Annotated in this window: 17 protein-coding genes; 1 reads left to right on the top strand and 16 read right to left on the bottom strand. The window is 40.7% G+C overall.

Features of this window, described 5'->3' with window-relative positions; translation table 11 throughout:
- The first annotated feature begins 64 nt into the window (after positions 1-64).
- Complete coding sequence (locus tag BM056_RS18365) at positions 65-286, top strand: hypothetical protein (RefSeq protein WP_092473153.1); 222 nt, start codon at positions 65-67, stop codon at positions 284-286.
- Between the two features lie 173 nt (positions 287-459).
- Here BM056_RS18365 and BM056_RS18360 read toward each other — a convergent pair whose 3' ends face one another.
- From BM056_RS18360 to BM056_RS18285, 16 genes are all read right to left on the bottom strand, one after another.
- Positions 460-1,194 carry an ABC transporter ATP-binding protein gene (locus tag BM056_RS18360; protein WP_092473151.1) on the bottom strand — a complete coding sequence of 245 codons (735 nt, stop codon included), beginning with the start codon at positions 1,192-1,194 and terminating at the stop codon, positions 460-462.
- A gap of 11 nt (positions 1,195-1,205) precedes the next feature.
- Entirely contained in the window at positions 1,206-2,012 is an 807-nt protein-coding gene (locus BM056_RS18355) for an ABC transporter permease (RefSeq protein ID WP_337833524.1), read from the bottom strand.
- On the bottom strand, positions 1,996-3,624 hold the full coding sequence (locus BM056_RS18350) for a glycosyltransferase family 2 protein (RefSeq protein ID WP_092473149.1): 1,629 nt from the start codon (positions 3,622-3,624) through the stop codon (positions 1,996-1,998). Before BM056_RS18350 ends, BM056_RS18355 begins: the two co-directional genes overlap by 17 nt.
- A gap of 30 nt (positions 3,625-3,654) precedes the next feature.
- Complete coding sequence (gene glf, locus BM056_RS18345) at positions 3,655-4,758, bottom strand: UDP-galactopyranose mutase (protein ID WP_092473147.1); 1,104 nt, start codon at positions 4,756-4,758, stop codon at positions 3,655-3,657.
- Between the two features lie 14 nt (positions 4,759-4,772).
- Positions 4,773-5,675 (bottom strand): DUF4422 domain-containing protein, encoded by a 903-nt coding sequence (locus BM056_RS18340; RefSeq protein WP_092473145.1) that lies wholly within the window; start codon positions 5,673-5,675, stop codon positions 4,773-4,775.
- Positions 5,676-5,770: 95 nt separating this feature from the next.
- Complete coding sequence (locus tag BM056_RS18335; protein WP_092473143.1) at positions 5,771-7,075, bottom strand: UDP-glucose dehydrogenase family protein; 1,305 nt, start codon at positions 7,073-7,075, stop codon at positions 5,771-5,773.
- Between the two features lie 526 nt (positions 7,076-7,601).
- Entirely contained in the window at positions 7,602-8,597 is a 996-nt protein-coding gene (locus tag BM056_RS18330; RefSeq protein ID WP_131820791.1) for an SGNH/GDSL hydrolase family protein, read from the bottom strand.
- A 78-nt stretch (positions 8,598-8,675) separates the two neighbouring features.
- Positions 8,676-10,172 (bottom strand): MBOAT family O-acyltransferase, encoded by a 1,497-nt coding sequence (locus BM056_RS18325; protein ID WP_092473139.1) that lies wholly within the window; start codon positions 10,170-10,172, stop codon positions 8,676-8,678.
- Positions 10,173-10,182: 10 nt separating this feature from the next.
- Positions 10,183-10,503 (bottom strand): hypothetical protein, encoded by a 321-nt coding sequence (locus BM056_RS18320; RefSeq protein WP_207648215.1) that lies wholly within the window; start codon positions 10,501-10,503, stop codon positions 10,183-10,185.
- Positions 10,500-12,875, bottom strand: coding sequence for a glycosyltransferase (locus BM056_RS18315; RefSeq protein WP_092473137.1), 2,376 nt, complete (start codon positions 12,873-12,875; stop codon positions 10,500-10,502). Before BM056_RS18315 ends, BM056_RS18320 begins: the two co-directional genes overlap by 4 nt.
- 83 nt (positions 12,876-12,958) lie before the next feature.
- Positions 12,959-14,269, bottom strand: coding sequence for an FkbM family methyltransferase (locus tag BM056_RS18310; RefSeq protein ID WP_092473135.1), 1,311 nt, complete (start codon positions 14,267-14,269; stop codon positions 12,959-12,961).
- A 17-nt stretch (positions 14,270-14,286) separates the two neighbouring features.
- The gene (locus tag BM056_RS18305; protein WP_092473133.1) at positions 14,287-15,369 is read right to left on the bottom strand and encodes a glycosyltransferase family 2 protein; all 1,083 of its coding nucleotides are present in this window, start codon (positions 15,367-15,369) and stop codon (positions 14,287-14,289) included.
- 14 nt (positions 15,370-15,383) lie between these two features.
- On the bottom strand, positions 15,384-16,505 hold the full coding sequence (locus BM056_RS18300) for a glycosyltransferase family 2 protein (RefSeq protein ID WP_238456539.1): 1,122 nt from the start codon (positions 16,503-16,505) through the stop codon (positions 15,384-15,386).
- On the bottom strand, positions 16,502-17,641 hold the full coding sequence (locus BM056_RS18295) for a glycosyltransferase (RefSeq protein WP_238456538.1): 1,140 nt from the start codon (positions 17,639-17,641) through the stop codon (positions 16,502-16,504). The genes BM056_RS18300 and BM056_RS18295 overlap by 4 nt, the downstream gene beginning before the upstream one ends.
- A gap of 21 nt (positions 17,642-17,662) precedes the next feature.
- On the bottom strand, positions 17,663-19,165 hold the full coding sequence (gene wbaP, locus BM056_RS18290; protein ID WP_238456546.1) for an undecaprenyl-phosphate galactose phosphotransferase WbaP: 1,503 nt from the start codon (positions 19,163-19,165) through the stop codon (positions 17,663-17,665).
- Between the two features lie 120 nt (positions 19,166-19,285).
- Positions 19,286-21,697: an O-antigen ligase family protein gene (locus tag BM056_RS18285; protein ID WP_092473125.1), complete on the bottom strand. Its 2,412-nt coding sequence runs from the start codon at positions 21,695-21,697 to the stop codon at positions 19,286-19,288.
- Positions 21,698-21,737 lie beyond the last annotated feature (40 nt).

The following is a 21,737-nucleotide window of genomic DNA, read 5'->3' as shown; positions in this document are numbered from 1 at the left end:
ATTTAAGGGAAACGAGACCTACGTTTACAGAATTACCGATCGTGGTAAGGAGTTTAAAGATAATTTGGAGAGAAGCTTTAACGGTGATATTAACCGTGAATTGGCAATGTCGCTTAATGTGCAAAGCTCACAATTTTTAGAAATGGTAAGTACTTATGCATTTTTACTTGAATCCGGCTACGATGACCATAGTGCTATTACAAAGGCAATTGAGTTGAAGCCACATTTAAGCGGATTTGCTGAAGAGGCAAAAAATTTCTATCATCATACTGTAGTTTATCAGTAAGTTTATGATGCCCCCCCCTGTGACGATTTAGCTAGGGGATTTTAAATATAATGCCTTTAGTTAACACAAAAAGGTCGAGTCTCGTTCCGGGAGGTTTTTGGAATAGCGATAAGCCGGTCAAAAACCTCCCCCGGACACTATTCAAGTTTATAAATTGGGTGCCTGGAACTTAACTATTTTTTAGCCAAAAATTCTTCATACCGGTCACAAAGCTCTTTGGTTTGACCAAAAGCAATCTGCTTTCCTTTATCCAGCCAGAGCACCTTGTTGCACATTCTTCTAATCTGATCAAGAGAATGTGATACCAGGATGGTCGTCACTCCGCTATGAATGATCTCCATCATTTTGGCTTCGCTCTTCTTCCGGAAGGCCCCATCCCCGACTGACAGCACTTCATCCAAAATTAAAATCTCCGGATTAACCAAACAAGCAATGGAAAAAGCCAGCCTGGATTTCATGCCGGATGACAATTGCTTAAACGGCCTGTCCTGAAATTCTTCAAGTTCAGCAAAAGCTATTATTTGATCATACATTTCGTTCATAAACGCTCTTGTGTATCCCAGCATAGCCCCACGTAAATAAGTATTTTCCTTCACCGTTAAATCACCGTCAAAACCGGAGGCTAATTCAAGCAGCGCGGCAATATTGCCATTGACATTCGCGTGGCCTTTTGTAGGTACCATAATACCGGTAATTACCTTCAAAAGCGTAGATTTTCCCGCTCCGTTGCTGCCGATAATTCCGCACAAATCTCCCTTTTCAAGAGAGAAAGAAACGTTATCGACCGCCCAAAATTCTCTTATATTATACTTACCCTGCAAGCGCCTGATAATATATTCTTTAATACCAATTTCTTTAAAATCCCCTGTGATGTATCGAACGGATACATTATGCAGCTTTACAACCATAGTAGTCCCTCTTAAACATAATATAGAAATTTGTAATTGTATTTTTTATAGATAACACCGCCGATAACCATTACCGCCAAGGCGTAAAATGCACAAAGCAAATGGTAACTAAGTGATGGAACCGTATTGTCAATAACAATTGTTCTGAAATAAGTAATATACACAAAAATAGGGTTTAAATAAAAAAGATACTGCATTGTTAGTGAATAGGAATCAATGGTATAAAATATGGCCGATAAATACATTAACATGGTCGAAAATACATCGTATAGATACTGAATATCTTTAAAAATAACAAATAATGCCGATAAAATTAGACCTACTCCAATGTTGAAAATGAGCAAACAAACAATAGGATAAATCAACATGAAGAATTTCCAGCTAAAAGGTATGCCATCAATCGCTACAAAGAAGAAAAATATAACTAGAGTAAGAGCAAAATTAATTAAAGAAGATACATTTTTGGAAAACACAAATAAATACTTTGGTACATTTACCTTGGTAAAAATTGAAGAATTAGTTACAAGAGCCGTCATTCCTCCGCTGGTTGCGTCCCGATAGTAAAAAAATATCAAGTTTCCGGCAAACATATAGATTATATAGTGCGGTGTAGTTCTGCCGAAAAACTCGGTAAATACAATAGCCATCACCAAGAGTGTCAGCAGCGGGGCAAGCATACTCCACAGAATTCCCAAAACCGTTCTCTTATATTTTTTTTTAAAATCCCTTTTTACAAGTTCCTCAAACAGAAATCCATGCCTTTTCAGTTTTTCCATTAGCGAAAAAACTCCAAAACCATTTCTAAATCTTTTTAACACAGTAATTCTCCTCAATATCTAAATGACGGCACCAAAAATCAAGCGAGGTAACTTCTCCCATCCGTTTCCGGTATATTTTGGCCGCCTTTTGATACCCATGCAACAGTTTGATCGACATTATAAGAAATCGAAAACCGCTGCTGATGAGCATAATCGGGAAATAAACAATTGATCCATCATGGGAGGGTTCATTACTCCGCTGTATTAACTGTGCGTTTAGTTTCTCCTCGTCTGTTTGGAGCAGGAAATCAATACCTTTAAGAAAGTCATCATAGGCACGAAACAAAAAGTAGTGTGCTGAGTATTTTCTTTTCAAATGCTGCTTACCAATAGCAAACAACAACTTTTTAATACTGGCGAGCGCTCCAAATTGAGGGAAATGGATTGCGGTGAGTATAGTTTCGTTCCGCTTGATATAATACTCCAGATACGCACTGTATTTCAAGTCAAAGTGTTCATGCCATATCCCGATTCCGTTCATAAGGATAATTTTCTTGGACAGGCGGATGCCATATTCAATATCGTCTATTTTGATAAAGAGCGGGAGTGGAAAATTTTTATCATTAATAAGGCTAAGTGGAATGCACATATACCACCAGCCACTGTAATTTATGAATTCCTCATGTTCATTAAACACCAACTTTTCTCTTAAACGTAAGTCCAACTCTGTTTTTATACTTTTTACATGCATCCCTTTCCAAAGCGCTCCTGCTTCATGTTGGATATAAGGCAAGTCCTCTCTCATCATACCAGCACCTATGCAAGTATCAAGATGCTCGTTTTTTACTACTTTTAAAAAGTTTACCGTTTTTACAAGTACTTCTCCCTCGAACAAGATATCGTCATCCATTAACAAGACATGGGTATATTTAACTCTCCGCTTATAAACCTCGATAATGCCACGGGTGAATCCGCCACTGCCGCCATAATTTTTATTCTTAAATACTTTTATAAATCTACTCTCTATTTGGACTGAATCAATAGTGTGCCCGTTATCCACAATGAAAAAACTCATGTCGTTTTTAACAGAAGAATGTGGGTTATCAAATATATAATTGTTTACAGTTCTGATATTACGATAGACGAAGTCCTCACGCTTATAGGTACAGATCACAAAAGCAACCTTAATAGGATTTACTTTATGTTTATGTTCTATTTCATCAGCAAAATAATGCCCACCGCAAAAAACAGCTTCATCGGATAAAGCTGTCAATTCAATATAATAAATTCCCTCGGTATTATCTGATGCAAAACTTTGAGTGAATTTGAATTCATCTGTTTCAATAAACTGTACTAAATGTTCTTGCAGAACCTCGCTCGACTGGCCATTTTCCTCCAGTCTTGCCGCTACCAACCTCACCAAGAATTTTCCCTTAAGCGATAAAGAGATTCCAACGCAATCCACCCAGGTATACCTCAAATATTTCGAATAAGAAAAACAATTGAAATAGGTGTCAAAGGAGATCCTCGCGCCCTGCTTAAGTTTAATTATCCGGGACTGTTCATCAAAAATAACGCTGTTATCAGAAACTGAAGCCGGCACCGTCCTAAAATACAGTTCTGTTTCGCTGCAAATATTTGATTGTGGCAATATAAAACGAAATAATTCCATACTTCTGTCTCCATCGTGTACAAACGACAATTAATTACCAAACTCAAGAGCAACGGCTTTAAGTGCTGCGTCAATCACCTTATCCATATCGTAATACCGATAACTACCCAACCTTCCTCCGAAGATCACATCGCTTTGGGATTCAGCAAGTTTTGCATACCGGTCATATAACCCATTATTTTTTTCATCATTGACCGGATAATACGGTTCATCACCGGGTTTCCATTCAGAAGGATACTCTTTTGAAATTACAGTTGAGGGTTGCTTGCCAAATTCAAAATGCTTATGCTCGATAATTCTGGTATATGGTACCTCACGCTCTGTATAATTGACAACGGCGTTGCCCTGATAATTGTCGCAATCCAACCGTTCATGCTCAAAACGCAAGGACCGGTATTCGAGATAGCCTAAATTATAACCGAAGAAAGCGTCAATCATGCCGGTAAATACGGTTTTTTTAGCGCAATCTTTTTCAGACTTGATATAATCAAAATAATCCGTATTAAGCCGCACCTCAATTCCGGAAAGCATTTTTTCAATAATAGGTGTATATCCTCCCATTGGGATGCCTTGATAACGGTCGTTAAAATAATTATTGTCATAGGTAAAGCGCAAAGGAAGCCTTTTAATAATAAAAGAAGGAAGCTTTGTACAGGAACGTCCCCATTGTTTTTCAGTATACCCCTTGACCAACTTCTCATAAACATCTCTGCCGACGAGTGATAAGGCCTGTTCCTCCAAATTCGAAGGCTCGACGATATTTAGCTCACGAATTTGTTCTTTAATTTTTGCTTTGGCCTGAGCCGGAGTTTTGATACCCCACATTTTAATGAAGGTATTCATATTGAAAGGTAAATTATATAATTCATCTTTATAAATAGCAACTGGAGAATTAATGTAATTGTTGAATTCCGCAAACTGATTGATATACTGCCAAACTGCTTTATTGCTGGTATGGAAGATGTGCGCTCCGTATTTGTGCACATTGATACCATCTACGGATTCACAATATATGTTACCGCCAATGTGGCTGCGCTTATCAATCACAAGGCAATATTTGCCCCGCTTGTTGGCCTCATAGGCGAAAACGGAACCGAACAAACCTGCACCGACAATAAGATAATCGTATTTCATTACCTATTAATTCCTTAATTAAATGTTTTTAGTTTTTTGATCCAGGCACGTCTGCGTGTACCCGGAGGGAAAAAGGTATTAATTCGCTTCATTACAGAGAAATTATCCGTTTCCCCCGGAAACGCTTCAAAATGGGCACGGGGCAATTCAGCCCAACTAACATGCGGTTGTTTTTTTAGCCATGTGTAATAGATACCAAAAAGCCGCTCGCCCAAATAGCCGTCTACACGATAAGCTTTTCCACTATATTTGGAAAAATCCTTTCGGCTATCAAATGTCTCCAGAATTTTAAAAAGCCACTTACAGTAGCTATGAAAAATCTCTTTTCTCATTATATAAATATTGCCAAAATAGTGTTTGGTACTGTTCATATACTCCTGTGCGGCATCTTGAAATTCGGGATATTTTTCGCCAATTATTTCAAGTACCAAATCCAAATCTAAAGCATCATGAAATTCGGTGTCTTGATAGTGGTTATAAACAGATACATACATTTCTTCTGCTATAGGCGAAATCACATCATAGCTACTGATGATATTACTCATGGTTTCGGTATTATATCCGAGTTTTTCCAAAGTAATTTCATCCGGTAACTTATAGATTTTATACGCAAACGGCAGTTTCTTGGGCATTGCACAACAATCCACGAGGCTTTTCTTCACAAAAGCTAGATATCGGCGGTAATGAAAAAAGCCGAAAAAATCCGCCTCTTCGTTTTTCCACGCCCAGTATTGGGCGGTAAGTTCACAATAGCTGCGATTTTTGAATGAAATATTATCGCCCGTGTCGTCATACAGCATACTACCAAAACGCGATTTAGACAACACCGCCCCTACTTGGATAGGAAATAACATAGCATGGGTAGAAACATATGAGTCTTTATGGCAGGATACATAGATTTTTATGGAAAAACTCATCTAAACTCCTTCCAAATTACCTTCCATAGTTAAAATTGCCGGATTTTTCATTTTAAAAAAAACAAGCTTAAATGCATTTACCTGATCCCATTTATTTAGTCCAGATTAGATACTGCCGTTCTCCCAATGGAATCATAAACCAGAGGATAGCCTTCCATAATTCCCGGATCATAACAGTTTCGTCCATCTAAAATGATTGGTCGCTTCATAGCGAGAAAATGAACAGGCTGCAGTTCCATCACTTCCGGCCATTCAGTAAGGATAAAGCAAATATCAGCATCTTTTAAAGTCTCTTCAGGGGTGGTGCAATACATAATATCACCGCTGACTTTCCTTTTAAATTGCTCCACGCCGTAGGGGTCATATGCTTTGACCTTAGCTCCGTTATCCAGCAGGATGGGGATATTGGTCAAAGACGGCGCCTCGCGCAGATCATCCGTACCGGGCTTGAAGGTCAGGCCAAGCACCGCGACTGTAAGTCCCTCAAAACTACTGTAATACTTACGCGCCTTTTTGATGAGACGCAGCTTTTGGTTTTCGTTGACCTCAATAGCTGCTTTTACCGTCTTCAATTCGTGATCATGGAAGTTGCCCAGCCAGTGGAGCGCCTTTGTATCCTTTGGGAAGCAGGAGCCACCATAACCGATACCGGCCCGCAGGAACTTGTCCCCAATGCGGGGATCCATGCCCATGCCCCGGGCCACATCCACCACATTTGCCCCCAGCACCTCACAGAGATTAGCAATCTCGTTAATGTAGGAGATTTTCAAGGCCAAAAAGTCATTGGAGGCGTACTTGATCATCTCCGCACTGCGGCGGTCGGTGAATATAACGGGCTGCTCCAGATTTTCATAGATGCTTGCCATCACCCGACGGGCAGATTCCGACTCTGTACCCACCACGATACGGCTGCCGTGAAGCATGTCCTTTATTGCGGTGCCCTGAGACAAAAACTCCGGATTGGAAACCACCTCGATGGTGACATCACGCTTCAAATGCTTTTTCAGATGCTGTTCTACTTTTTCATTCGTGCCGATGGGCACGGTGGATTTCACTACCACTACGCAGTCACTGGTAACGGAGGCAGCAATCTGTTCGGCAACAGCATAAACATATGACAGATTAGCAGAGCCATCCACCTTTTCCGGCGTACCCACGGCAATAAATATGGCATCTTTGTCCGAATAGGCGGCTGCATAGTCAGTGGTGAAGGTAAGCCGGCAGAGGTTTTCCACCATTAGCTCGGGCAGAGCCGGCTCATGGATAGGGCAAACGCCTTTTTTCAATTGTTCAATCTTGGCCCCGTCCACGTCCACACAAAAAACCTGGTGACCGACATGAGCCAGTACAACGGCTGTAACAAGACCAACATAGCCAGTCCCGGCGATTACGATGTTCATAAACAATTATCTCCCAATAAGCTTTTCTTTTAAGCGGCGATAGTATATTTCGTGCCGTTTTCTTTATAGCAACGGAATCTACCGCAAATTTTTCGAGGTAGCCAAGTAATGGCACAACCAATCTTGAAAGATTTTGATTTATAGATATCTTGAAGTTCTTTTGTACTTTCGATAATCGTTTTTCGAATAAAAATAATAATCGGCGTGAGTATCTATACCCAGTTCCTTCGTCTTTGAGCTTATTATACACCAATTGATAAGCTTCATCGGAGCTCATTGTCTCAAGATTAAAAAGATAATTTGACAATGCCATATTAATAAAGCTTTGCTCCACCTCGGGATAGAATCTGGACAACACCGGCGTATTTGTTTTACTGTGACAATACCGTTATTCGGCTGTCCTTCGCTTCGTACTCTTTGAGTATGTCAAGCGAATTATTCGAATAAACGGGGATGATGACCGATACTTTAGGCGTTATATCAGGCATCCTGCAGCTCCCTTCGCGTGGGATTTTATGTGCTAAAACTAAGAAAGCACGGCATTGAAATAAATTACGGCTTCGTTGGTTTCGTCTCCCAATCGTGCTATTTTGTCGGCGATTTCCTTCCGGTATTTCAAGTACTGTTCATTCCACTGCGTATAACCCGGGTCCTTGGAGCGATCGGGAATATCGTAATTATTCCTAATATAGCGACCCATGTAATCCGTAATTTTTAGCGCACCAGCAATATTCACATGGTTTGAATCCGAGAAATCCTTTTGAAAATCCAAGCCAATCTCATCAAATTTATCGAGAAGGTATAGATATTGTAAACCTTTTTCTTTTGAGAGAGCAAAAACTGAATTATATATTTTTTGCTCCTTCTCGGTGTACTCCGGATATGGCATCACGGAAAGCAGCAGCTCAATATCATTTTCCCTGCATAATTCTACGATTTTATCCAAATACAAGGCAGATATCTCGGGAATGCTTTGAGTCTCATCAAAATCCAAAAGCGGAATATGCTCGAAAACCTTTATTGCATAGTTAAAGTCGGAGCCTTTTTTTACATCCTTTATTTTCGCAAAGTCCTGCGCCGATAATGACTTCCATCTGTCATGAAATGCAACTATGGGAAAGATATACTGCACTCTATCACCCGTAGGAACCAATGAGCAGACAGCTTCATACCAAACCCTTGTTCTCGGTATATTGTCATTTATTTGATGTATTCTCGCGTTTGACATGGCATAAGATGACGCCCGAATAAGATATAAATCAAGAACGACCAGCTTAGGCTGCTGCGTCCCAAGCGCTTGCTTGAGAACAAAATATGATTGCGGTATGCTTTGCTCGCTGGTTCCCAGATTGTATGACGCTATCCCATAATCATTCCATAATTCAAGCGGTGAAATAAAGCGGTAGGAATGCGATGAGCCCAGAAACAAAACATCCAGAGAATCAGGGCTTTCTTCGCGGAAGGTATAAATATGTTCCGCGTTCGTTTTATCCCTCAAGATATAGGAAATGCTCGTAAACAAGACTATAAATATGACTGTAAATGCAATGAATTTACAGAATAATAACATTATGGCCCTCTTCATGTTTATACCTCTGCGCTAAAACTGGAAATAGAAAAACGATAAGGCATCGTAACCCGGCCCGTAAACGCCGAATATGAGTATCGCAAAAATAACGCCAAAATATGTTAACCATCGAAACGGCAGATTCCGGCTTGCAAGCTTATCACGCACGGAACCTTTTTCGTGCATCCAGTCGACAATAATGACGATGAGGAGCGCGACCAGCACAACAACAAAATCCTTTTGATCCAGACCAAGCTTGAATATCGAACCGTTAAAGAATATCCACGGATTGAAGTCCGATATCATGTTTTTCAGAATCCTAAAAGCTGTCAGCGTGCCGTTTGCGCGGAAGAATATCCATGCGAAGTCGACGAGCACAAAAGTCAAAAGCCCACGGAAAAAGCGGAAGGACCAACACGCCGTATTAACCTTAAATAGTTTACGGAGAAACTGCCCGACAGGCTTTAGGACATCTTCCAGCACGAGGTAAAGCCCATGCAGCCCTCCCCAAGCCACGTAATGCCAGCTCGCTCCGTGCCACAGACCGCTCACAAGGAATGTAAGCATTGTGTTGAAATGTTTTCTTAGCTTACCCTTCCGGTTTCCGCCGAGAGGTATGTACAGGTAATCCCGCAGCCACGTGGAAAGGGAGATGTGCCATCTGCGCCAAAATTCTTTAACAGACAGCGAAAAATACGGCTGTTTGAAGTTCTCCGGTATATTAAAGCCCAGCACCCCAGCCGCGCCGATTGCTATATTGGAATAACCGCCGAAATCGCAATATAGCTGAAAGGCGAAAAATACCGCCGCAATTACAATCTCAAATCCGGCATAATTTGCATAATTATCAAAGACCTGATTGACCAAAATGCCCAAACGATCCGCTATCACAAGCTTTTGAAATATACCCCACAGCATAAGCAGCAAGCCGCGCTTAACACGATTATAATCAAAAGAATCGCAATCGCGATTTTCGGATATTTGTCTAAGTAATACTCCGGAACGCGGAATGGGCCCCGAAATCAGCTGTGGGAAAAACGACATATAAAGCGAAAAGCTGAGCAGATTCTTTTCTGACGCCGATTCCCCTCTGTAAACGTCAATGATATAGCCAACCGCTTGAAGAGTATAAAATGATATGCCGACCGGTAAAAGAATATCAAATTCCGGTGTTATGAAAGATATGCCAATGAACGACAAGATTCCAGATAAGCTGTTCAATGCGAAATCAAAATACTTAAAGAAGGCAAGCATCAACACATTGGCCGAAATACCGATCACTAACCATAGTTTTTTCCTGAGCTTTTGATTTCCGTTATTGTTTTTACCGGCTCGCCCCAGCAGTAAGCCGCACGAATATGTAATCAGCGTTGCAGTAGCAAGCATGATCGAATATTTCGGATTCCAAGAGGAATAGAAATAATAGCTTGCGAGCAAAAGCCAAGTGCGTTTAAAGCGACGAGGAATGATGAAATACAGCGCCGTGACGACAGGAAAAAATATCAGAAATGATGATGATGTAAATGACATATAACTTCCTTCAATTAATTAACCAATAATATTTGTGGTCTATTAGGCTTCCTAGTGCGGAGCCGTCCAACTTTTCCGGCGTACCCACGGCAATAAATATGGCATCCGTGTCCGAATAGGCGGCGGCATAGTCAGTGGTGAAGGTTAGCCGGCAAAGGTTTTTCGCCATAAGCTCTGGCAGAGATGGCTCATAAATGGGACAAACACCTTTTTTCAATTGTTCAATCTTGGCCTCGTCCACATCCACACAGCCGACATGGTGGCCAACATGAACCAGCACAACGGCGGAAACAAGACTAACATATCCAGTCCCGGCGATTGCGATGTTCATATGATTTGTCTCCTAACTATTTTCTCTCTAATTCTAAGAAGCGTATATTTAACACCGTTTTCTTTATAGCATCTGAATCCGCCGCGAATCTTACGAGGCAACCATGTTATAGCGCGACCAATTCTAAAAGACCACGAACTAGTTATTTCCTTTTCCAAAATAGAAACTTGTTGTGACTTCAGCATATTCTCCCTTTGTTTCCAACAGCTTTTATAATGATCTATAAGCGTATTCATCATAATTTTCTCGGTTGTTACTAAAGGATCCTTTTCTAAATTTAAATTACATTGCACCGTAGAAAATACATTTTTCCAAGCTGCGTAATAATCGTAATTAAAATATTTTTGAAGACTGGACCTTGCTTCATATCCAATTTTTTTTCTATCTTCGTCGTTATTCAACAATTTTATAATTTGATATGCTGCATTTTTTATATCGCTTTGTGGTACAAAAATTATACCTTTATTATCTCTAGCCATCTCTATATAAGGCATTTCATACATCACAGTTGGAACTCCGTAAGCTTTACTTTCAAGCAACGTCATTGGGAATCCCTCATATCGAGAAAGTAATATATTGATAGATGATAACTTATAGAATTTACTAACATCCCTATGGAATCCACAAAATATTATATTGTTCTCAAGACCACGTTTCTCAGTCTCTTTTTTATATTTTATCATTACACTGGGATCAGGATTAGATCCAACCATATACAATTTTGCATCCGATACTTCTTTTATCACTAATTCCATAATTCTAATTGCATCCATTGGTCTTTTCTCTGCTGAAAATCTGCCAATCCATAGAATATTGTGATTTTCCAGGGAGCTACATTCCTCTTTCTTTAAATTATCGTCAATTGGATTGGGGATATAAAAAGAATTTGAGGCAAAATGACTCCAATATAATTTATCTACAGAAGATAAGGAAACTACAGCATCACACATAGAATAAATAGAAGGTAATTGTCCAAATTGATATTGAAAAGATAATAATGTGGCAGAGAATATAGAATGTGTATTTACTATAAATGGGATACCCTGACTTTTAATATAGCACATATCCCAGAATAAAACTGGGGATAACCAAGCATGATATACAACAACATCAATTTGATATTGTTCTATAGCTTGATGCCATTGATTAGCTCGTATATTAAAATTATCTCGATTTGTTGTATTGTAAGACTGTAAAACAACCCTATTAACTTCATCGGGCAATTGGTAGTCATTCCCGCTAGGATGAGTATCTGTAAATAAAATAACTTGATATCCCATACTAATCCATATTGGAATAATAAGTGATAAAACGCGTTGCACACCACCATTTTCGATATGGTGATAATATGTAGCAATTGTTTTTATATTCGTTTTGGTAGATTTTAATTTTATAGAAGCATAGATATTTTTTGCAACCTCTTCACGCTGATACCATTTTTTTTCTGCAAGAGCGGTTATAATATCATATTCTCCCCAATGTTTTATTAAAATGTCAAAACCTTCAAATGATTTTTCTTTTGGTAGTCGCATTTGCCAATTAGTAATACATTCATTTAATAGTTTTTTCTTATATTTATTATAAATCCCCTCGTAAATTTGAAAGCAATTTTGTTGCTGCAAAAATTCTTTAATCCCATCGGCAACCAAAACTTGTGTGCAATACCTTTCCAATATCTGCAGATTAATACGCTCATGTCCCGTAATACCTCTCCCAAAACAATAATGGTAATATATCCTATCTGATATTCCAATATATGAGTCCGCAAAAAAAGATAACATAAAGTAAGCATATAAATCTTGTGCTTTGGGGAAAATACCATCTGGCATATACAAGAATGCTTTTTTGCAAAGTTTGGCAGTATATATTTTATTCCACAGTGTAAATCCGTATTTATTATCTAAAAAACAACTAGTAAAAACTTCTTTACCTCTTAGTTTATTGGTATAAGGCCTTAATAGTTTTTCATTTGAGGATATCCTCCCCTCCGATATATTTAAGCAGTTTTCAATTTTGGTGCCAAAATGCAAAATATCCACCTTTAACTTTTGCATTTCATAATACAGCTCTTTACAAGCATTTAATTCAAGAAAATCATCTGAATCTACAAATAGTACATACTCACCTTTAGCTGCAAAGACTCCATCTTTCCTTGCTTGTGCTGCACTCTTGTTTTTGTCATATAATATTAAATTAATCCTATTGTCTAAGTTCTCATATTCTTTTAAAATATTAACGGAGGAATCAGAAGAACAATCATCAACACATATAATTTCTATATCATACAATGTTTGATGTATTAAACTATCCAGACATTGTTTTAAATATTTCTCTGCATTACAAACTGGAACAATTAATGATACTTTTGACATTATTTTCTCCTCAAATTTTTTTGATAAACTAAACAAAATTCAGTTAAACCCCAAAGATAATAATGTAAAGTTAAGTACAATAATCACAAAACTTCAGCTATTAACAATACCTCTCTAGAAATTGAAAAATCAATAGGTTTATGCACCTTAAATTTATATCCCAAATTCCAGCTCTCAATTAGAGGTTTAATATCAAAAAAGTCATCTGAATTGTGATAAATACTAAGCAGCAATGTTGGTCGCTGACTTTTTATTGTCTGCTCTGCCCCCGTAAGAAACGATTGTTCAAATCCTTCTATATCAACCTTAATTAGACCTACGTTTAATGAATTTTTTGTTATAAATTCATCCAATGTAATCATTTCTACTATTTCCTTGGCTTCTGACTTTATATTAGGTGTATAAATGCTACTGCTTGATCCTGCAATATTGATTGCTATTTGACCATGTTCTGCTCCAAGGACTGCCTTGACAGGAACCACATTATCTAAATTGTTTAGCTTTATTGTTTTTAATATTAAATCATAATGTTCACTCACCGCTTCAAAAGTATATACCTTGTCCTCAGTAAGTGGGGCAAAAATCAATGCAGAATCTCCCACAAATCCACCAACATCTAAAATGCACTTATCCCTGAAAGCCTCCAAGTTTTCCACATGACGCAAACCGTGCTGATCTACGAAAACACTTGCTTCAAAATGATTGATTGGTAAAAGGTAATTCTTATAGCAAAAAACGTTGGGGGAAACCTCAAAAATATTATTCTGAAAATGCTCTTTAATAAATTGAATATGGTGTTGTTCTTCTGTAGTAAATAGATCAACAAGCTTGCCTTCTGTCCCCTTTATTTTTTGTTGGCGGCTAAGAATTCTTGTAACAGTTTCCGCACTCTCAGCATCTAAATTTCTAATAAGGGACAAAAAACGAGTTTCAAAATCCTCCCTTACCATTGCATCATAATAATTTGCAATGACTCTTCTCTCATAATCGTTATTATACATATTTTTATTAGGAATTCGCACCATCAGTTGATTTACTTGGTCTACTAGATATTTTAACGATTTCTGTTGCTCATTCTGTAATAGTTTATCTTTGTAGGATGTATCCAGAAGCTCTATTAGCCTCTGTTTTTCTCTATCAGATGCATCCAACAGTTCTGTCAGCCTCTGTTTTTCTCTATTAGATGCATCCAACAGTTCCGTCAGCCTCTGTTTTTCTTTAGACAGAATTGCAAACTGCTGCTGATTTTCTTTTTCCATCTGAGCAAGCCGCTTCTCCAGACTGCGGCGGCTACCCCCAATGGCGTCCAAAATCCGCTCTACCTCTCGGTTAAATGTGTTCACGGGCGGAGGCAGAATTTTTTTCAGTAGCTTTTTAATCCACCATGTAAGCATTAAAACCCTCCGTACTTTTAAAGCTTCTCTTTCAAGCGTATAAAAGCGGCTTTCAAGCCATATTCCCTGCAGTAGCTAATGCCACTGAGAATTTTGCGTAAGCAGGAGACTATACCGTTACTGTCCTTCCGTAAGCTGCAATAGTATTTTTCCGGATCTTCCATGATGCGGTTCAAAGTTTCCCATTCGTTTCCGGTAAATATCTTCCGATCCAGTTCGCCGGCAAGTGCACTTTGTTGAAATTCTTTACTAAAGTGATATAAAAACATCAATTTGAATTCATCTCCGACCCGGTCAACGGTAAACATATAATTGTGATACTTTTTAAGCTGATAAACAGGCATGAAATGATTTTTGAAATCAGCATTCTGTTCCAAGAAATCCCGGATGAACTGATATTCCTCACTCACGCAAAAAACCTTTTCCTTATTGTGTACGGAGGAGTTAGGATTGTCCCGTCGGTTCATATAAAAAGGCCTGTCAAGAAAATAAACTCTCTTCGCCCAACAAAATGTTTGAAAAAAGAACCCGTTATCCTGAAAAGACGCGCCTCGAGTCTCATTATGCCTGATGTCATGTACGTTAAGAAAATCCCTTTTATAAATTCCACTCCATGTGTTCATAATGAATCGGAATAGGTTAAGATCGTCGTAAGGGCAGAGAACCTTGTTATAATAACCCAGAAATTGCTCTGCAAGGCGGGTATATTGCAGGTTGAGTGTTCCCTCTTCATTGGTAAAACGATAAAAATCTGCTTTGATCAAATCTAAATCTTGTTCGGCGGCAATATTATAAAGTATCTCATACATATTCTGCTTGACATAGTCATCAGACTCCACTATGCCGATATACTCTCCTGTCGCCTCGTCCATACCGACATTCATGGTATGGCCGTAGCCGGAGTTTGGCTTGTTGATAACTTTAACGCGGCTGTCTTTCGCTGCATATTCATCCAAAATAGAAGGAGAACCATCGGTAGAGCCATCGTTGATACAAATGATTTCGATATCCTTAAGAGTTTGATTCAGCACACTATCCAAGCATTCACGTAGATATGTTTCAACATTATAAACAGGGATTATAATAGATACTTTCGGCATATTTCTCCTCCGTGTCACTTGCCCGCAGCTTGCCGTCTCAACTTGCAGGAAACCATTTTTTTAATTTTTCCCATAATATATTGCAGGGTGCAGAGCATACCGTAATCCCGAAAATAGCGACATATACTGTCAATTTTTTGAATTATAGGAACAATAACTACGAGCCGTTTATAAAAAAAGAAAGGTGTTCTTTTTATATAGCGGTATTGTTGATACTCACTTTTAACTTCAAAATCCTGTGCATTAAGCTGCTCGATACCTAATTCTTTGAACCATTCGCCCTTTAATTTGTTATAGAGTTTTTCATAAGCGGGACCTTTTATTGAGTTGATATTCCACAGAGAAAAATGCAGCGCATAATCAATATAGTCCCGCTTAAATTTTTCAAAAGAACCAACTCGCTGCAAATGCTCCCGCAAGGCAATCAGCGCATAGTAAAAACAGTCCCATGACTTTTCCCGTGTGACCGAAAGTGAAGAGGAAATGGCCCGCCGTTGGTGTGCCAGTGTCTCATCCAATATTGTTATACGTTTTGCGTCTGTGACGGCAGAAAATACGAACAGCAAATCGTTGCTAGTGCGCTGCTCCTGAAACAGATATCCTTTTTCACGAATAAAGGCTGTGCGGAACAGTTTGTCCCACGCCCATCCTATAAATGCTCGAAAGGGATTTCCCATGATGTCGGTTCCCGCAAAAGGACATATGGCCGGAATTCGTTTTTTTTGCAGTGTCCACGGAGCCGGCTTAAAATAATCGGAATTGTTCCAATAAAAATCCGCGCGAAAGACAACAATATCCGCGTCATCTTCCTTCGCTTTTGCATAAGCCAGTTCCAACATATTCTGTTCAAAAAAATCGTCGGAGTCCAAAAAGGATAGATATTCACCTGTTGCTAGCTCAAGACCACGATTTCGAGCTGCACCTGCGCCGGCATTTTTCTGGTTTAGGATTCTAATTCGATAATCCCTGCTTGCATATTCCTCTAGAATCAGCCAAGAGCCATCAGAAGAGCCGTCGTCAATACAAATGATTTCGATTTCCTGCAAGGTTTGATTGATTACACTATCCAAGCATTGTCTTAAATATTTTTCTACATTATAGACAGGAATAATAACCGAAACTTTGTTCATATTCATCCTTTCATTTTAAAACCTGCCATCGTTTCTCTATACCTATTTAGCACCGTAAGCCTTACCACTTCCAAGCCATAATGCCGAATCATTATCCCGTTCTCATCGCCTATCTTCTCCCTCAATATCCCATTATGGCAGAGCGCCAACAACATATCCGCCAGCGCCTTCTCTTCCCCTAAATTATATAAGAAGCAATTCTGTAACCCACCCAGCAAATCTGAATGCCCCTTGATCCGAGAAGCCACCACCGGCAAACCGCAAGCCATGGCTTCCATCACGTTAAACGGCAATCCCTCGCTGCGGCTTGTTGAAACCGCCAGGTCGCAAATTCGATATAAAGAAGCCATATCTGAAACATGCCCCAAAAAGCAGATGCGGTCATTTAGACCGTATCTTTGGACCATTTTCTCATATTGGGCTTTCAATACCCCGTCCCCTGCCAGGAGGAGTCTCAACGATGGTTCCCCGGCTGCCGCCAGGGCAAAGGCCCGGATCAGTTCTCCCTGGTTTTTCCTTTTACTCATCTCGGCGGCATAAACGATCAGAAAATCATTTTCCTCATAACCGGCAGCGATTTTTAGCTTTTTTTTCTCTTCATCACTTACACCGGAGAATTTGGAGAGATCCACCCCCATTCCGGGAATAAAGGTGATTTTTTTTCCCAGTTTGTACCGTTCCGCAAGATTGTGGTCCACGCTGTTCATTACCATCAACACATCGGTCACCGGGGCCAGCATTTGCTCCACCAAGAGGTAGGGGAGTTCGGAAATCCGTCCTTCCTCGTTAAAGAAATATCCATGGGAGGTGTGCACGACCTTTCCGTAGTGCCGCTTTCCCGCCAGCATTGCGGCAAGACGGACTAGGGCGCCGGCAAGGGCTGTATGGGTGCTGATGACATCATACCGGTTTTCAATTATAAGTCGTTTAATGGCGGATACGGCACGTAAATTCCCAATGGCAAACAGATTTTTTTTAATTGGCAGTTCCAGCACATGATCCGCATAGGGAATTTCCGCCGCACCGGCTACAGCCACATCCACCCGCCAGCCCTGTTCTTTAAAAAACTGAAGATAAGGCAGGTGGAAATTGAGGATATGCGATGCCGTCGAAGCACAATAGAGTATCTTTTGGTCCATCATTTTTCTTCTTTCAGTTTGTCTTTAATAAGCACCCTTGCAGGCAAAAACAACGCTGATGGTACGTATGAGTAAAGTTATATCCAGCCATAATGACCAATTGCGTATATACCAGGTATCAATTTGCACCCTTGTTTTGTAGTCCACGTCACTTCTTCCGTTAACCTGCCATAAACCTGTAATTCCAGGCGGCACCTGGTAATAGTTATCAATCATTGGACCATATTTGATTATTTCATCCTGAACTATCGGCCTGGGCCCAACAAGGCTCATTTCTCCTTTTAGCACGTTAATTATCTGAGGTAATTCGTCCAGGCTTGTTTTGCGCAGAAAATTACCTATACGAGTAACCCTGGGGTCATTTTTTAATTTAAAATCTCTGTTCCATTCTTCATAGGCTTCTTGATCATTTTCCAATAATTCCTCCAAAACCTGTTGTGCATTACTTACCATGGTTCGAAATTTTAAACAGTTAAATTCAACACCATCTTTCCCTAAACGGCGGTGCGCAAAAATAACCGGGCCTTTGGATTCCACTTTAATCAGGATGGCAATTAAAAGCATAAACGGTAATAAACCTGTAAGAATCAACAACCCCGCCAATAAGTCAAAGGCTCTCTTAATAACAATGTTTACTTTATCATTTAAGTTGTTTTTAATACCGAGCACCAGGGTGCGTTCGTTGAACAGGTACTGCACGTCAACCCCTTCCATGGGCATACCGAAAAGATCCGGCACCACCAATAGTTTATGGGCCTTGCGCTGTAACCGGTTAACCAGTTGGACCAGTTTTTTTGACTCCATACCTGGAACGGCCACAATAATATCGCGAATACCGCTGCGCTCCATTATGGCTTCTGCCTCATCAAAACTGCCCAGTACCGGAACTTCTTTTCCTGAAACCAGTGCGGGCCGGTGCAATTGCTCGGCTTTGCCATCACCCAAAAATCCAACCGGTTTATAGCCAATGGTAGGTTCACGGTTAAAAGTATTGGCAATAAGCTTCCCCGTTTCCCCGGTACCTACGATAATAACAGGCTTTTCCCAGATATGCAGTTTTACCAGCACTAACTTGCCCAGGTACCGTAAAGTTGGCACAACAAATAAACTGATAGCCCAGGCCAGCATCACCAGGGTACGGGAGGTCGTGTCCCCCAACTTGGCTAAAAACACTATACATACGACTACCAAAAAAGCCAGTGTGGTTGTTTTTACTAGCTGCCCGGCTTCCTGCCAGAAGGAAAGGCGCTTGGTGTATGATTTTTCGAAAATGAAAAAAATGCACCCAAGTAGAGGTACCCACCATAAAACATGAAAAATAACACTTAAAAATATTTCAGGAAAAGTTTTTATTACAGCGGGCAATAAAAAAGCCCTAATCGCAAATGCTATTAAAATACTTAAATAGAAAGCCAGTATATCATTTAAAAGAAGCAATGGAACAGCCAACCACTGTAATTTGCTATTATATATCTTTGGTAAATTTAAAGAAAAGTTATGTTCAGTGAGTGTACAAGACCCCTCCATAATACCGGGAGGCGACGTATTTAAAGATGTATTTAAAGTTTTTAATCTCTGGTTATAACTCATGGAACCACAAGCCCTTCAAGTGGTAATCTTTAATTGCTGTTCTGTAATGAATTACTTTTATAAAACCGGAATTTCCTTTAAAGACTGGTATTGCTGGTCATATTCCGGGGCAATTTTGTTCGCTTCATCCAGCATTTTTTGGGCTTGTTCGGCCCGGCCGTTTTTCTCATTCAATAATGCTTGCCACAACAAGGCTTGCCCCTTTATTTCTTTCTTGCCCGACTTTGCTGCCTGTTGCAAGTATTTTTGCGCTTCGGGCTGGTTGCCCAGGAAATAGCCGGCCTGCCCCAAGGCGAGCTGGATATTGTCATTTACCGCCAGCTTTGGCCCCTGCCACATGGCAATATCCTTCCCATTCAGTGACGCTGCCTGTTCATTGACTAGTTTAACAACACCGGCGACTTTGTTAAAATGCTCCCGTGCAGCATCCTTTTTACCAGAAATCAACTCTTTAACGCCCAGGTTAACATAATTTTGGGCATATGCTTCGTAAACTTCTATGTTATTAGGCGCCTGTGAAAGAGTGTTTTTAATTTCTCCGACAGCCAGCTCGTTTTTGCCGCTTGCTATGGCTACTTTCACCAGGTTATTGCGCACCGCAAAACTGTATGGACTCAGGTCAACCGCCGCCCTGGCTTCAGCCATGGCGTCATCGCTTTTCCCCAAACCGCTGTAGACCTGGGACAAGATAACCCGGTAATCCGCATTAAACGGATTGTAACCAGTGGCTTTTTCCAGGCTTTCAATTCCCCCGGCAGCGTTATTTGCTCTTAAATAATACATTCCCTGGTTATATAGTTTGGAAGCATTTAGAAGACCGGCACATATCAGGATCACGATCAGCATTACCGTCGTTACCGCTGCAACGGGAGCATAATTAAAGGTGGCTTGTTTCGCGCGCCGCGGCTCCTCTGCTTTGTCCAGCCGCAGCAAACCCAAGGTCATACCCATAATACTCCATAATCCAATGGTAATGGCAGAAAGTGAAAGATCAAAGTCGATCAGGGCATGGCCGGCGATCATGAGAAAGACAACTGCAAACAACCACACCAGCTGCCGGTGCGTATCGTTCATTTTGTTGGTTAAGAACAGCCGGCAAGCCAACACCAGGAAGGACAGCCAGATACCAAACACAATTATAACCCCGGGAATAGCCGTTTCCACTCCCACTTGGAAATAGTAGCTATGTACTTCCCTGGTGGTGTAACGGTAACTCAAATAGGCCTCGTAGGCTTCTTTCCAGCCGCCGCCGCCCCAGCCCAGCAGTGGTCGTTCCTTGATCATTTCCGCAGCGCTGCCCATGTAATATACACGCTGAAAAGCATTTTCCAAATATTCGGGGCTGGTTACTTTTTCAAAAACTTGCGTTTTCCCGGATGCCCAAATCCCACCGGCTATTATAACAATAACAGCCAGGGCGGCAAAAGTCAGGATAAATTTTTTACCATCGCCGGCCCACCGGTCAAACACATATCGGTTCAGCAAATTATAAGCCAACTGCCAGGCCAAAGCCAGTACCAGACCGCCCACAATCCATAACCAGGCCTGATCGTGCTGCTTATTCTGGGCCAGGAGAATAAACTTATCAATTACAACATAAGCAGCCGCACCCAAGCAGCCTGTTGCCAGCGAAGCGGTGAGCCGTCTTTCGTTACCCGCGCCAATTAAATAAATAACAAACACCAGCCCGAACACCAGCAGCCCGGCCCTGGACTTACTGCCAATAAGCACGGCCAGTAACAGGAAATTGCCGCAGGCGTAGAGGTAGCCCATGGGATTCAATCGCGCCAGTTTTAATTCAATGGCTTGCCCGGCACCAAGCGGCGCGGCCAGAAACGCGCGCCCACGGCCGTTGGAGCGGTGCCACAGGTGAATGCCAATAAAGAACACCGCCCCCAGGTAAACGGCCAGGGCGTTATGGTATTGAAAAGTTGATGAAATAGTACCGCCATATTCAGTAACATTAAACCCGTCATTGATATGAATCAGTTCCGTCGCCGTGGCCAGCCCGGCCAGGGCAACGCCAATGGCACTGATGTACATTACATGTAATAATTTATGTATATCTTCTTCATTACGGACTAAGCGGGATACAGACCAGTAAGTTAGGAAGTAAAGTATATTCTTGACTACCTCGTCGATGGCCAGACCTTTATTGACCGCCGTGAAGGACGATATTATGTAAATCACCGGCAAGGCTAACGCAAACCAGTCCAGCGGGCTACGCAGGAGTTTGTGATCGTTTTGCAGCCAGCGCCACAGAAAGGTGAGCCAAAACACCAGGGTGGCGAATATAAGAGCTTTTTCCTGCTCCGGGGCGAAGAACAGCCCTTGGAAATATGGCGGAAAAAACAGCAACAGCGCTAAACCCCAGAAAGCAATCTGGTGTAAGACATCAAGTTCTTGTTTACCGGCCTGTTCTCTTCCCTTTGGGGATTCTTTAATGGCCTTTTTTCTTTTTGCAGTCATTCAACGGATCTCCTATTCGGAAAAACTTTATTTTGTGTTA

This window comes from Desulfotruncus arcticus DSM 17038 (genome assembly GCF_900113335.1).
In the GTDB taxonomy this organism is placed as follows: Bacteria; Bacillota; Desulfotomaculia; order Desulfotomaculales; family Desulfallaceae; genus Desulfotruncus; species Desulfotruncus arcticus.
The sequence above is the reverse complement of the archived record's forward strand: the minus strand, read 5'-3'. Positions and strand labels throughout refer to the sequence as shown.

Coding starts and splice junctions, on each gene's coding strand:
- BM056_RS18360 (WP_092473151.1), bottom strand. CDS start 1,194: ATGGTTGTAAAGCTGCATAATGTATCCGTTCGATACATCACAGGGGAT.
- BM056_RS18350 (WP_092473149.1), bottom strand. CDS start 3,624: ATGGAATTATTTCGTTTTATATTGCCACAATCAAATATTTGCAGCGAA.
- glf (WP_092473147.1), bottom strand. CDS start 4,758: ATGAAATACGATTATCTTATTGTCGGTGCAGGTTTGTTCGGTTCCGTT.
- BM056_RS18340 (WP_092473145.1), bottom strand. CDS start 5,675: ATGAGTTTTTCCATAAAAATCTATGTATCCTGCCATAAAGACTCATAT.
- BM056_RS18335 (WP_092473143.1), bottom strand. CDS start 7,075: ATGAACATCGTAATCGCCGGGACTGGCTATGTTGGTCTTGTTACAGCC.
- BM056_RS18325 (WP_092473139.1), bottom strand. CDS start 10,172: ATGTCATTTACATCATCATCATTTCTGATATTTTTTCCTGTCGTCACG.
- BM056_RS18320 (WP_207648215.1), bottom strand. CDS start 10,503: ATGAACATCGCAATCGCCGGGACTGGATATGTTAGTCTTGTTTCCGCC.
- BM056_RS18315 (WP_092473137.1), bottom strand. CDS start 12,875: ATGTCAAAAGTATCATTAATTGTTCCAGTTTGTAATGCAGAGAAATAT.
- BM056_RS18310 (WP_092473135.1), bottom strand. CDS start 14,269: ATGCTTACATGGTGGATTAAAAAGCTACTGAAAAAAATTCTGCCTCCG.
- BM056_RS18305 (WP_092473133.1), bottom strand. CDS start 15,369: ATGCCGAAAGTATCTATTATAATCCCTGTTTATAATGTTGAAACATAT.
- BM056_RS18300 (WP_238456539.1), bottom strand. CDS start 16,505: ATGAATATGAACAAAGTTTCGGTTATTATTCCTGTCTATAATGTAGAA.
- BM056_RS18295 (WP_238456538.1), bottom strand. CDS start 17,641: ATGATGGACCAAAAGATACTCTATTGTGCTTCGACGGCATCGCATATC.
- wbaP (WP_238456546.1), bottom strand. CDS start 19,165: ATGGAGGGGTCTTGTACACTCACTGAACATAACTTTTCTTTAAATTTA.
- BM056_RS18285 (WP_092473125.1), bottom strand. CDS start 21,697: ATGACTGCAAAAAGAAAAAAGGCCATTAAAGAATCCCCAAAGGGAAGA.